We start from the raw sequence: 11,611 nt of genomic DNA, 5'->3' as shown, positions 1-11,611 counted from the left end.
GGGGCATCGCGGTTACGTTGGTCGGCAGCAGTACGAGCCGACCGAACGGAGCCCGCGATGCCCTTCGCCCGTCTCGCCGCCGTGACGACACCCACCAGCCACATCGGCCTGGGCCTCGCCGCCGTCGGCCGCCCCGGCTACATCAACCTCGGCAGAGAGCACGACCTCGGCGAGGACCGCAGCGTGGAGGCGCTGCGCGAGCGGACCCACGACCTCCTCGACGCCGCCTACGCGCAGGGCGTGCGCTACTTCGACGCGGCCCGCTCCTACGGGCGGTCGGAGGAGTTCCTCGCCGCCTGGCTACGGGAGCGCCCCGACGCGGGCGACGTCGTCGTCGGCAGCAAGTGGGGTTACACCTACACCGCCGACTGGTCCACCGACGCCGAGCAGCACGAGGTCAAGGACCACGGTGTCGCCACCTACGAGCGCCAGCGCGCCGAGACCGACGCCCTCCTCGGCGACCGGCTCGACCTCTACCAGATCCACTCCCTCACCCCCGACAGCCCGGCCCTCACCGACGCGAAGCTCCACGCCAAGCTCGCGGAGGCCGCCGCGCGGGGCGTCACCGTCGGCTTCTCCACCAGCGGCCCCGCCCAGGCCGACACCATCCGCGCCGCGCTCGCCGTGACCGTCGACGGCGAGCCCCTCTTCCGCGCCGTCCAGTCCACGTTCAACGTGCTGGACACCTCCGCCGGACCCGCGCTGGCCGAGGCGCACGACGCCGGGGTCACGGTGATCGTCAAGGAGGGCATGGCCAACGGGCGCCTCGCCGAGCCGTACGCGCCGGACGTCCTGAAGGCCGTGGCCGAGGAGACGACCCTGGGCTGCGACGCGGTCGCGCTCGCGGTGATCCTGCGGCAGCCCTGGGCCGGCGTGGTCCTCTCCGGCGCCGCGACCGTGGGCCAGCTCGGCTCGAACCTGCACGCCGCCGTCGTCGACCTCGACGACGACCAGGTCGCACGCCTCGCCGCCCTCGCCGAGGACCCGCGCGCCTACTGGGAGCGGCGCGGACAGCTGCCCTGGCACTGAGCGGGCCCCCGCCCGTGTGACCACCCCGGCGGCCCGGTGCCCCGGTGGTGAGTCACACATGCCCGCCGTGAGACATCAATGTCTCATATGGGTTATCGTTGTCTCATGGCCGTCGATCGAGAACAGGTACTGCGCAGCGCCGCGGCCCTGCTGACCCGCAGAGCCACCGCGACCATGGACGAGGTCGCGAGGGCCGCCGGAATCAGCCGGGCCACGCTGCACCGCCACTTCGCCGGGCGCGACGCCCTCGTCCGCGCCCTGGAGGCCCTCGGCATCGCCGAGTGCGAGGCGGCCATCGACGCGGCCCGCCTGGACGACGGGCCCGCGGCGGAGGCGGTGCGCCGGCTCGTGCGGGAGATGGAATCCGCCACCGGCCTCCTCGCCTTCCTCTACACCGAGAACCAGCTGTTCGAGGGCGAGCAGCAGAACGAGGGCTGGGCCCGCATGGACGCCCGGCTCACGGAGCTGTTCCGCCGGGGCCAGGAGAGCGGCGAGTTCCGCATCGACCTGACCCCGGTCTGGCTCACCGAGGCGCTCTACGGCCTGCTGGCCTCCGGCGCCTGGGCGGTGACCGAGGGCCGCGTGGCCCGCAACGACTTCACCCACATGATCGTCGAGCTGCTGCTCGGCGGCGCACTTCGGAGAGAGTGAACCATGACCCGCACCCTGCAGTCGGCGCAGTCGACCGAGGCGGTGAAGCGCCCCGGCCGCTGGCTGGCGCTGTCCGTCCTCGTGCTGGCCGTACTGCTGGTGGCCGTCGACGCGACCGTCCTCGGTCTCGCGACCCCCTACATCAGTGAGGACCTCGCACCCTCCGGCACCCAGCTGCTGTGGATCGGCGACGTCTACTCGTTCGTCATCGCCGGCCTGCTGGTCTCCATGGGCAGCCTCGGCGACCGCATCGGCCGCAAGCGGATCCTGCTGATCGGCGCCACGGCGTTCGGCCTGATATCGGTCCTCAACGCCTACGCCTCCACGCCCGAGCTGATGATCGTCGCCCGGGCCCTGCTCGGCGTCGCGGGCGCCACCCTGATGCCCGCCACCCTGGCCCTGATCCGCAACCTCTTCCACGACCCGCGCGAACGCAGCCTCGCCGTCGGCATCTGGGGCGCCACCGCCTCCGCGGGCACGGCCGTCGGCCCGATCGTGGGCGGCTTCCTGCTGGAGCACTTCTGGTGGGGCTCGGTCTTCCTGATCAACCTGCCCGTGATGGTCGTCCTGGTCCTCGTCGGCATCAAGCTGCTGCCCGAGTCCCGCAACCCGAACCCGGGCCCGTGGGACCTGGCCAGCGTCGTCCTCTCCCTGGTCGGCATGGTCGGCGTCGTGTACGCCGTCAAGGAGGCCGCCGCGCACGGCTTCGGGTGGGCCACGCTCGCCGCGGGCCTGCTGGGCGCCGCCGCGCTGTACGGCTTCGTCCGCCGTCAGCTGACCATGCCGGTCCCGCTGCTCGACATGCGGCTGTTCCGCAGCCGTGGCTTCAGCGGCGCCGTGCTGGCCGACCTGCTGACCATCCTCGGCCTGTCCGGGCTGGTGTTCTTCCTGTCGCAGTACCTCCAACTCGTGCAGGGCAGGCCGCCGTTCGAGGCGGGGCTGGCCGAACTGCCCGCCGCGATCGGCGCGGTGGTGGCCGGTCTGATCGCGGGCCGCGTGGCCCGGCGCTTCTCGGTGCGTGCCGTGGTCTCCGGCGGGCTCGCCGCCGTCGGCCTCGCGCTCGCCGCGCTGACCGTCATCGGCCAGCACACCGGCTACCCGCTGCTCGGCGCGGCCCTGCTGGTGGTCGGCGTGGGCGCCGGTTTCTCGTTCACCGTCACCGCCGACGTGATCCTCTCCAGCGTGCCCAAGGAGCAGGCGGGCTCCGCCTCGGCCGTCTCCGAGACGGCGTACGAGCTCGGCGCCGCCCTCGGCATCGCCCTGCTCGGCTCCATCGTGACCGGCGTCTACCGGGACTTCACCGGCCCGGCGGGCACCCCGGCCGCGGCCCACGAGTCGCTCGGCGGGGCGGTGCAGGCCGCTTCCGAGCTGCCCGCGGACACGGCCGGAGCACTGCTGGACGCCGCCCGTCAGTCCTTCGTCGACGGACTGACGCTCGCCTCGGGCGTGGGCGCGGTGGTGCTGCTGGCGGCCGCCGGCGCGGCCTGGTTCCTGCTGCGCGGCCAGCGGCTGGAGGACGGGGTCGAGCACCCGTAGCCGTACGGACACGGAGAGGGCGGGCCACTGGATCAGTGGCCCGCCCTCGGTGCGTGTGCTTCGCGCGGTGTTACGCCGCCTTCGCCTTGCTGGCGTACATGTCCACGTACTCCTGGCCGGACAGGCGCATGACCTCGGTCATCACGGAGTCGGTCACGGCGCGCAGGACGTAGCGGTCGCGGTCCATGCCCTCGTAGCGGGAGAACTCCATCGCCTCGCCGAAGCGGACCGTGACCTTGCCCGGCCGGGGCAGGCCCGCGCCGCCCGGCTGGAGCTTGTCGGTGCCGATCATGGCGAACGGGACGACGGGGGCGCCGGTCATCAGGGTGAGGCGGGCGATGCCGGTGCGGCCGCGGTAGAGGCGGCCGTCGGGGGAGCGGGTGCCCTCCGGGTAGATGCCGAAGATCCTGCCCTCCTCCAGCACCCGGCGCCCGGTCATCAGCGCCGCGACGCCGCCCCGGCCGCCGTCCCGGTCGACCGGGATCATGCCGACGCCGGTGAAGAACCAGGCCATCAGCCGGCCCTTGAGGCCCTTGCCGGTGACGTACTCGTCCTTGCCGATGAAGACGACCTGCCGGTCGCAGACCAGCGGGAGGATCATCGAGTCGATGAAGGTGAGGTGGTTGCCGGCCAGGATCACCGGGCCGTCACCCGGAATGTTCTCCACGCCCTCCACCTGTGGGCGGAACATCAGGCGCATGATCGGGCCGAGCACTGCCTTGATGAGCGCGAAGCGGGACAACGGGTCCTCCGGTGTCGGGGATGCGGTATGAGTCTGTGCAGGTGAGGACATTACTCGCGGCCCAGGGGGTCGCGCACGTCGGGTTCACCGAGGTCTTACCTGGTGTTGACGCGTGTTCACCTGGGAGGCCGGGCTGTCGCACGGCCGTAACGCGGACGGCGGGTGTGAGGCAACTCGCGTCCACGGGGAAGGATCCGCCCGCCCACGCTCGCCGCCCGCGCCGTGCCGTCCTGGTCCACAGGGACCGGCGTCGTCGCTCCTGGCCGTGTCCGCGAAGTCCGGACACGTCCCAGACGCGGACACCGCCCGGATCGAAGCACGTGCGGCGCGCGGACCGCGTGAGGCGCGCCGTCCGAGCCGCGCCGCCGACCCTGTCTGCGTGGCCCACGGGTCCCGTCGGGCACCGCCGGACGGGGCGCGGCCACCGATCGCGTACCCCCGGAACGGCACCCCCAAGCCGACGGCACGTCAGACATCCCGCCCCGCCTGCCCCTCCACGCCCGTCCGACATCCCGGGTCACCCGCGTGTTCCGCGGGCGGTCTCCCGCTCGTCATGTACGCGCCCCTACGATCGGCCCGCAGCGACGGTCAACGGCGGGAGGCCCCCATGGCAACGCAGGGAACGCAGGAGTCGGACGAGCGGGCGGACGGCACCGGACGGCGGGCGCTCCTCGGTGCCGCGGTGCTCGGCGCGGGAGGGGCCGTACTGGGCCTGTCCGGCACGGCGAGAGCCGCCGGCGCCCGGCACGGCGGCGGGCAGGGCGGGCTGAAGGGCCTGCCCGTCCCCACGGTCATCGGCCACCGCGGCGCCAGCGGCTACCGCCCCGAACACACCCTCGGTTCCTACGAACTGGCCCTGGACATGGGCGCCGACATCGTCGAGGCCGGTGACCTGGTCCCCACCAAGGACGGGCACCTCGTCTGCCGTCACGAACCGGAGATCGGCGGCACCACGGACGTCGCCGACCACCCCGAGTTCGCCGGCCGCAAGCGCACCAAGCTGCTCGACGGCGTCTCCACCACCGGCTGGTTCACCGAGGACTTCACGCTCGCCGAGCTCAAGACGCTCCGCGCCACCGAGCGCATCCCGGCCAACCGCCCGCACAACACCCTCTACGACGGGCGCTGGGAGATCCCCACCTTCGAAGAGGTGCTCCGCTGGCAGGACGAGCAGACCCGCAGGCGCGGCAAGCAGGTCTGGATCTACCCCGAGCTCAAGCACCCCACCTACTTCCGCAAACTGGGCCTCGGGACGGAGGAGCGCCTGGCGCGGCTGCTGCGCGAGCACGGCAAGGACAGGAAGAACTCGCCCGTCATCATCCAGTCCTTCGAGCCGACCAGCATCCAGCGGATGAACAAGCTCGTCGGCAACCCCCTCGCCGTCCTGCTGTCCGGCGCGAACAGCCGCCCCTGGGACTTCGTCGAGACCGGCGACCCGCGCACGACCGCCGACCTCGTCACGCCCGCGGGCCTGAAGGAGATCGCCTCCTACGCCCAGGGCATCGGCCCCACCCTGGACCTGATCATCCCGAAGGACTCGGCCGGCAGGCTCACCGAGCCCACCACCCTGGTGCGCGACGCCCACCGGGCGGGACTGATCCTGCACCCGTACACGATGCGCAACGAGAACCCCTTCCTGCCCGCGGACTTCCGCAAGGGCTCGGACCCCGACGCCTACGGCGACGCCTTCGGGGCCTTCCGGACGTACTTCGCCACCGGCATCGACGGCGTCTTCACCGACAACCCGGACACCGGCGTGCTGGCCCGCGAGGACTTCGTCAACCGCTGAGCGGCACCACCCCGGTTGGGGTGACGTTCGGCTGCCCGGGGCAACCACTGCCCGGGCGGCCGCGTCGCACTGCATATGACGCACGACCTGGTCACCTCCCTGCGCCCCCTCCTCACCGCGGAGGCCTCGGCCGAGGCATATGCCACCGGCGCTGAGCCCGGAGATCTGGAACAGGCGGTGTGGCTGCGCCTCCTGGAACGCCTGGAGGCCGACGGCCCGCCCCACGACCCCCACCGCTGGCTGCGCAGCGCCGTCCGCATCGAGGCCCGCCGCAGCCGCCGCACCTCCTGCGCCGAGCGGCCGTACGAGACCGAGCCCGCCGACGCCCTCGAACGCGAGCCCGAGCAGCTCGCCCTCACCGCCGCCCGCCACCGCGCCCTGCGCGACGCCGTGCGCCGGCTGCCCGGCCGCTGCCCCCGCCTGATGGAGGCTCTGCTGTCCCCGAGGGACCTCACATACCGGGAGATCGCGGGGGAGTTGGGTATCTCACAGGGCAGTCTTGGACCGGAACGCTCCAGATGTCTGGGATGTCTTCGGCGATTGCTGACGCCGGAGGTTGCGGCTCGCTGAGGACGGGGATAGGAGTGGGGGACCACAGGTGATCAGGTGAGCGGGAGGCATGCGCACATGGGCATGAGCGTGACCATCTCGGCGGCGACCGAGCAGGATGCCGAGCAGATCTTCCGGCTGCAGTACCTCTGCTTCCAGAGCGAGGCGGCGCTGTACGGCAACTACCGCATCGACCCGCTCGTCCAGACCCTCGACTCCGTGCGCGAAGAGGTCGCCGGGGACTGCGTCTTCGTGGCGCGGCTCGGCGACGAGGTCGTCGGCTCGGTCCGCGGCCGGGTGACCGAGGACGGCGCCGCATCCATCGGCAAGCTGTGCGTCCACCCCCGCCTCCAGGGCCACGGCATCGGTGCCCGCCTGCTGCGGGCCGCGGAGTCCGCCCTCGCCGAGGAGCGCGGCGCCACGCGCTTCCGTCTGCACACCGGCCACCGCAGCGAGAGCAACCTGAGCCTGTACCGACGGGTCGGCTACGAGACGGTGGGGACGGCCGAGGGCGCGGACGGCGTCATGATGATCGTTCTGGAGAAGCCGGCGGGGACGTACGCGACGACGGCGTGAGCCGCGGGCGCGCCCCGGGCGCCCGATGTCTCAGGCGGCGTCCCCGTGAGGGGCGCCCTTCCGCAGCCAGTACAGCGCGGACAGCGGCAGGAGCACCGGAATGAAGACGTAGCCCATGCCGAAGTCGGACCACACGGTCGCGTCGGGGAACACCGACGGCTCGGCCATCGTCCACGTACCCACGGCCAGCACGCCCACCAGCTCGGCGGCGCAGCAGACCCGCGCCGCCCTGCGGGCCGTCTCCCCGCCGCGTACCAGGGTGTACGTGATGAACCCGTAGACGACACCGGCGACGGCCGACAGCGTGTAGGCGAGCGGTGCCCGGTCGAAATCGGTGGCGATCTGGTACGCGGACCGCGACACGGCACCGACGACCATCACCCCGTACAGCCACACCAGCAGGATCCCGGGCCCGCCGATCAGCCGTGTGCGGGCCGGCTTCTCCTCGGTCGCCGCCATCTCAGCCTCCCCAGATGTCATACAGCCGCACCTCGAGGACGGCGAGGACCACACCGCCGGCGGCGACCGTCACCGAGCCCCAGCGGGTGCGCTCGGCCAGCGACATGAACCCCGCCGCCGGGACACAGGCGAAGGCGCCCAGCAGATACGCCACGAAGATCGTCGTGCCCTGCTCCGGCTTCTCGCCCCGCGCCAGCTGCACGATGCCGACCGCCAGCTGGATCAGCGCCAGCACCGAGACCGCGGCCATGCCGATGAAATGCCAGTCCTTCGTCGGCTGGTCACGGTAGGCCGCCCAGCCGCACCAGGCGGCGAGCAGCAGCGCGGCGACTCCGGTCACCAGCGTCAGGGCGTCAAGCATGGCAGCGACCCTATTACGCCGCAAAAGGCCCGCCGCGCGCGGCCCCGCCCGTGACGCCCGGCCGGACACCTCGCGGCGGCGCCGTAGGGTCGGGGGCATGACGATCCACGCCCAGGCCCTGCTGTTCGACAACGACGGAACCCTCGTCTCCTCCCTCGAGTCCGTGCGCCGCTGCTGGACGCGGTGGGCCGGCGAGTACGGGATCACGGCCGAGCGGTTCGCGCAGGTCGAGCTGCACGGGCGGCCGGCCGCGGAGATAGCCGCCGACCTGCTGCCCGCCCATGTCGTCCCGGAGGCCGTCGCGCGGATCGAGCACCTGGAGGTCGAGGACGTACCGAACGGCGGTGTGCACCTGCTGCCCGGCACCCGGCTCTTCCTCGACGCGCTGCCCGCCGACCGGTGGGCCGTCGTCACCTCCGCCACCAGGCGGCTCGCCGAGGCCCGGCTCGACGCCGTCGGCATCCTCCCCAAGACCCTCGTCGCCGCCGACGACATCACCCGCGGCAAGCCCGACCCCGAGCCCTACCTGCTCGGTGCCCGCGCGCTGGGCGTCGACCCGGCGGCCTGCGTCGTCTTCGAGGACGCGCCCGCCGGACTGCAGGCCGGCCGGGCCGCCGGCATGACCACCGTGGCGTTGGCCACAACCCACCGGGCCGCCGAACTCGACGCCGACCTGGTGGTCGACGACCTCTCGGCCCTGTCCGTCCTGGTCACCGACGGCGGGATCGAGATCTCCGTCCGGCGCTGAGCCGCGCCCGTCGTGACCGGTCACCGTCCACCGCTGTCCAGCATCCGGACAGCAGGATCCGCCCAGAACCGCCGGTCTGCTTTACTGATCGCATGAGCACCACGAGCGACCGCACCCCTGCGACCGAGGCGACGACGACGCCCGGTGCTCGTTGTATGTGCCGAATGTGCGCCTTCTAGAGGGCCCCTGCACCACCTGAGCCTCGCGCCCCGAAGCGAGTGCCGGCTCGTGTCCGCCGCCGCGCCCCGCGCAGGTGACCGAGCGACGCCCCGCGCACGTTCTCCCCGGTTTCACCGCCATCGCGCATCGCCACCGCGAGAACCGTGCCGCGTTCCGAAGGTCCCCCGAGAACCCCGAAGAACAACGCCCCCGTGCCCGGCGCCCACACCCGCGCCGTGCACTCGACAGTGACGGAAACCCACGTGATCACCACATCGGGCCTCACCAAGGTCTACCGCTCACGCGGCCGCGAGGTCACCGCCCTGGACGGCGTCGACCTGCACGTCCGCGAGGGCGAGGTGTTCGGCGTCATCGGCCAGTCCGGCGCCGGCAAGTCCTCGCTCATCCGCTGCGTCAACCTCCTGGAGCGCCCCACCTCCGGCACGGTCACCGTCGCCGGTCAGGATCTCACCGCGCTGGCGGGCCGCGGCCCCCGCGCCGGCCGGGAGCTGCGGCAGGCGCGCAGCCGTATCGGCATGGTGTTCCAGCACTTCAACCTGCTGTCCACGCGGACCGTGCAGGACAACGTCGAGCTGCCGCTGGAGATCCTCGGCAGGTCCGGGAAGGAACGTTCCCGCAAGGCACTGGAACTGCTCGACCTGGTCGGCCTCGCCGACAAGGCCAAGTCCTACCCCGCCCAGCTCTCCGGCGGCCAGAAGCAGCGCGTCGGCATCGCCCGCGCCCTGGCCGGCGACCCCAAGGTGCTGCTGTCCGACGAGGCCACCAGCGCGCTCGACCCGGAGACCACCCGCTCCATCCTCCAGTTGCTGCGCGACCTCAACCGCGAGCTCGGCCTGACCGTTCTGCTCATCACCCACGAGATGGACGTCGTCAAGAGCGTCTGCGACTCGGCCGCCCTCATGGACCGGGGCCGCATCGTCGAGTCCGGCACCGTCGGCGAGCTGCTGGCCACCCCGGGATCCGAGCTGGCCTCCGCCCTCTTCCCGGTCGGCGGCGAGGCGTCGGGCGACGACCGCACCGTCCTCGACGTCACCTTCCACGGCGAGGCCGCCACCCAGCCCGTCGTCTCCCAGCTGTCCCGCACCTACAACATCGACATATCGATCCTCGGCGCGGCCATCGACACCGTCGGCGGCCTCCAGATCGGCCGGATGCGCATCGAACTCCCCGGCCGCTACGAGGACAACGTCGTGCCCGTCGGCTTCCTGCGCGAACAGGGCCTGCAGATCGACGTGGTGAACCAGGAACCGTCCCTGCTGGTGAAGGAAGGTGCCAAGTGACCTGGTCCCAGATGCAGCCCCTGCTGGAGCAGGCCTCCTGGGAGACCCTGATCATGGTCGGCTGGTCCACCCTGATCGCCGTGGCCGCGGGACTCCCGCTCGGCGTCCTCCTCGTCCTCACCGACAAGGGCGGTCTGCTGCAGAACGTCGTGGTCAACAAGGTCATCGGCCAGATCGTGAACATCGGCCGCTCGATGCCGTTCATCATCCTGATGGTCGCGCTGATGAGCTTCACCCGCTGGATCACCGGCACGACCATCGGCAGCGAGGCCGCGATCGTGCCGCTCGCGATCGGCGGCATCCCCTTCTTCGCGCGGCTCGTCGAAACGGCCGTCCGCGAGGTCGACGGCGGACTGGTCGAGGCCGTCCAGTCCATGGGCGGCAACACCTGGACCATCGTCCGCAAGGTCCTGATCCCCGAGGCACTCCCGTCGCTGATCGCCGGCACCACGACCACGATCATCGCCCTCATCGGCTACTCGGCCATGGCCGGCACCGTCGGCGGCGGCGGCCTCGGCGACCTCGCCGTCCGCTACGGCTACCAGCGCTTCGAGCCCGCCTTCATGTGGGTCACCGTCGCCCTCCTCGCCGTCGCCATCTCGCTCATCCAGTTCGCCGGCGACTACGCGGCCCGCACCCTGCACCGCCGCGGCGGACGCGGGGGCGCAGCGCCGAAGCTCCGGCTGCTCAATGCCAAGGAGCCCGCGGCGGCCGACGTCGGCAAGGTCGCCTGACACCCCCGAAGACTCCCCGTCCCACCCGCCGCCCGGCCACCACCCCTCAACGTCGGCGCTTCGCGCCGGTACCCCTTGATTCAAGGGGCCGCACCACCTCAGGAAAGGCACTTTTCGTGCGTAACACCGCCAAGATCACCACCGCCGTCCTCGCCGCCGGAGCCCTCACCCTCGGGCTCTCCGCCTGCGGCTCGGACAAGGACGCCTCCGACACCTCCGGCCCGCTGGTCGTCGCCGCGACGCCCGTCCCGCACGCCGAGATCCTCAACTACGTCAAGGACAACCTGGCGAAGAAGGCGGGCCTCGACCTCGAGGTCAAGGAGTTCACCGACTACGTCACGCCGAACACGGCGACGGAGGACGGTTCGGTGGGCGCCAACTACTTCCAGACCGAGCCCTACCTCGCGGACTTCAACAAGAAGAACGGCACCCACCTGAAGTCCGTCGCCTCGGTGCACCTGGAGCCGCTCGGCCTCTACTCCAAGAAGGCCGACAAGGCGGACGACCTGAAGAGCGGCGCGACCATCGCCCTCCCCAACGACACGGTCACCGAGGCCCGCGCCCTCCAGCTGCTCGCCTCCCAGGGCCTGATCACCCTCAAGGACGGCGCGGGCAACTCGGCCACCACCGCCGACATCACCAAGAACCCGAAGAACCTGGAGTTCAAGGAGCTGGAGGCGGCCCAGACCCCGCGTTCCCTGAACGACGTCGACGCGGCGGTCATCAACGGCAACTACGCCCTGGAGGCCGACCTCAAGCCGGCCAAGGACGCCCTCGTCCTGGAGTCCGCCAAGAACAACCCGAACGTCAACCTCCTCGTCGTCAAGGAGGGCCAGGAGGACGACCCGCGGGTCCAGAAGCTCGCGAAGCTCCTCACCTCCCCCGAGGTCAAGAAGTTCATCGAGGACCACTACGCCGGGTCCGTGCTCCCCTCCTTCTGATACCGGGCGAGCCCCGCGCCGCGCACCGGGTTCCCT

Annotated in this window: 13 protein-coding genes; 10 read left to right on the top strand and 3 right to left on the bottom strand. The window is 71.9% G+C overall.

The features are described from left to right. The first annotated feature begins 57 nt into the window (after positions 1-57). The 3 genes from ACIRG6_RS30915 (at position 58) to ACIRG6_RS30905 (ending at position 3,216) form a co-directional block, all read left to right on the top strand. Positions 58-1,029 carry an aldo/keto reductase gene (locus ACIRG6_RS30915; RefSeq protein ID WP_364676755.1) on the top strand — a complete coding sequence of 324 codons (972 nt, stop codon included), beginning with the start codon at positions 58-60 and terminating at the stop codon, positions 1,027-1,029. A gap of 105 nt (positions 1,030-1,134) precedes the next feature. Next, positions 1,135-1,680: a TetR/AcrR family transcriptional regulator gene (locus tag ACIRG6_RS30910; protein ID WP_239770013.1), complete on the top strand. Its 546-nt coding sequence runs from the start codon at positions 1,135-1,137 to the stop codon at positions 1,678-1,680. Positions 1,681-1,683: 3 nt separating this feature from the next. After that, positions 1,684-3,216, top strand: a complete 1,533-nt coding sequence (locus tag ACIRG6_RS30905; protein WP_364676753.1) for an MFS transporter — start codon at positions 1,684-1,686, stop codon at positions 3,214-3,216. A 70-nt stretch (positions 3,217-3,286) separates the two neighbouring features. Here ACIRG6_RS30905 and ACIRG6_RS30900 read toward each other — a convergent pair whose 3' ends face one another. Beyond that, positions 3,287-3,958 (bottom strand): lysophospholipid acyltransferase family protein, encoded by a 672-nt coding sequence (locus ACIRG6_RS30900; RefSeq protein WP_239770016.1) that lies wholly within the window; start codon positions 3,956-3,958, stop codon positions 3,287-3,289. A 607-nt stretch (positions 3,959-4,565) separates the two neighbouring features. Between ACIRG6_RS30900 and ACIRG6_RS30895 the strand changes: the two genes are divergently transcribed. From ACIRG6_RS30895 to ACIRG6_RS30885, 3 genes are all read left to right on the top strand, one after another. After that, positions 4,566-5,747 carry a glycerophosphodiester phosphodiesterase gene (locus tag ACIRG6_RS30895; RefSeq protein WP_364676752.1) on the top strand — a complete coding sequence of 394 codons (1,182 nt, stop codon included), beginning with the start codon at positions 4,566-4,568 and terminating at the stop codon, positions 5,745-5,747. A gap of 75 nt (positions 5,748-5,822) precedes the next feature. Next, positions 5,823-6,317 carry a sigma-70 family RNA polymerase sigma factor gene (locus tag ACIRG6_RS30890; RefSeq protein WP_364676750.1) on the top strand — a complete coding sequence of 165 codons (495 nt, stop codon included), beginning with the start codon at positions 5,823-5,825 and terminating at the stop codon, positions 6,315-6,317. Between the two features lie 57 nt (positions 6,318-6,374). Then, positions 6,375-6,872 carry a GNAT family N-acetyltransferase gene (locus tag ACIRG6_RS30885; RefSeq protein ID WP_350719194.1) on the top strand — a complete coding sequence of 166 codons (498 nt, stop codon included), beginning with the start codon at positions 6,375-6,377 and terminating at the stop codon, positions 6,870-6,872. Between the two features lie 30 nt (positions 6,873-6,902). On the opposite strand, the gene ACIRG6_RS30880 is transcribed toward ACIRG6_RS30885, so the two are convergent. After that, positions 6,903-7,331: a hypothetical protein gene (locus ACIRG6_RS30880; RefSeq protein ID WP_318218687.1), complete on the bottom strand. Its 429-nt coding sequence runs from the start codon at positions 7,329-7,331 to the stop codon at positions 6,903-6,905. Position 7,332: 1 nt separating this feature from the next. After that, positions 7,333-7,692, bottom strand: coding sequence for a hypothetical protein (locus ACIRG6_RS30875; protein WP_239770023.1), 360 nt, complete (start codon positions 7,690-7,692; stop codon positions 7,333-7,335). Positions 7,693-7,789: 97 nt separating this feature from the next. On the opposite strand from ACIRG6_RS30875, the gene ACIRG6_RS30870 reads away from it, so the two are divergent. From ACIRG6_RS30870 to ACIRG6_RS30855, 4 genes are all read left to right on the top strand, one after another. Continuing rightward, on the top strand, positions 7,790-8,440 hold the full coding sequence (locus tag ACIRG6_RS30870) for an HAD family hydrolase (protein ID WP_364676747.1): 651 nt from the start codon (positions 7,790-7,792) through the stop codon (positions 8,438-8,440). 422 nt (positions 8,441-8,862) lie between these two features. Continuing rightward, positions 8,863-9,900: a methionine ABC transporter ATP-binding protein gene (locus ACIRG6_RS30865; protein ID WP_364676746.1), complete on the top strand. Its 1,038-nt coding sequence runs from the start codon at positions 8,863-8,865 to the stop codon at positions 9,898-9,900. Continuing rightward, entirely contained in the window at positions 9,897-10,634 is a 738-nt protein-coding gene (locus ACIRG6_RS30860) for a methionine ABC transporter permease (protein WP_403325096.1), read from the top strand. The genes ACIRG6_RS30865 and ACIRG6_RS30860 overlap by 4 nt, the downstream gene beginning before the upstream one ends. Before the next feature lie 116 nt (positions 10,635-10,750). After that, positions 10,751-11,575, top strand: a complete 825-nt coding sequence (locus ACIRG6_RS30855; protein WP_392126851.1) for a MetQ/NlpA family ABC transporter substrate-binding protein — start codon at positions 10,751-10,753, stop codon at positions 11,573-11,575. Positions 11,576-11,611 lie beyond the last annotated feature (36 nt).

The organism is Streptomyces flaveolus, from assembly GCF_044765825.1.
GTDB classification, from domain to species: domain Bacteria; phylum Actinomycetota; class Actinomycetes; order Streptomycetales; family Streptomycetaceae; genus Streptomyces; species Streptomyces flaveolus.
The sequence above is the reverse complement of the archived record's forward strand: the minus strand, read 5'-3'. Positions and strand labels throughout refer to the sequence as shown.

Bases quoted from the DNA above. Each gene is read 5' to 3' on its own strand.
- ACIRG6_RS30915 (WP_364676755.1), top strand. From the start codon at position 58: ATGCCCTTCGCCCGTCTCGCCGCCGTGACGACACCCACCAGCCACATC.
- ACIRG6_RS30910 (WP_239770013.1), top strand. From the start codon at position 1,135: ATGGCCGTCGATCGAGAACAGGTACTGCGCAGCGCCGCGGCCCTGCTG.
- ACIRG6_RS30905 (WP_364676753.1), top strand. From the start codon at position 1,684: ATGACCCGCACCCTGCAGTCGGCGCAGTCGACCGAGGCGGTGAAGCGC.
- ACIRG6_RS30895 (WP_364676752.1), top strand. From the start codon at position 4,566: ATGGCAACGCAGGGAACGCAGGAGTCGGACGAGCGGGCGGACGGCACC.
- ACIRG6_RS30890 (WP_364676750.1), top strand. From the start codon at position 5,823: ATGACGCACGACCTGGTCACCTCCCTGCGCCCCCTCCTCACCGCGGAG.
- ACIRG6_RS30885 (WP_350719194.1), top strand. From the start codon at position 6,375: ATGGGCATGAGCGTGACCATCTCGGCGGCGACCGAGCAGGATGCCGAG.
- ACIRG6_RS30880 (WP_318218687.1), bottom strand. From the start codon at position 7,331: ATGGCGGCGACCGAGGAGAAGCCGGCCCGCACACGGCTGATCGGCGGG.
- ACIRG6_RS30875 (WP_239770023.1), bottom strand. From the start codon at position 7,692: ATGCTTGACGCCCTGACGCTGGTGACCGGAGTCGCCGCGCTGCTGCTC.
- ACIRG6_RS30870 (WP_364676747.1), top strand. From the start codon at position 7,790: ATGACGATCCACGCCCAGGCCCTGCTGTTCGACAACGACGGAACCCTC.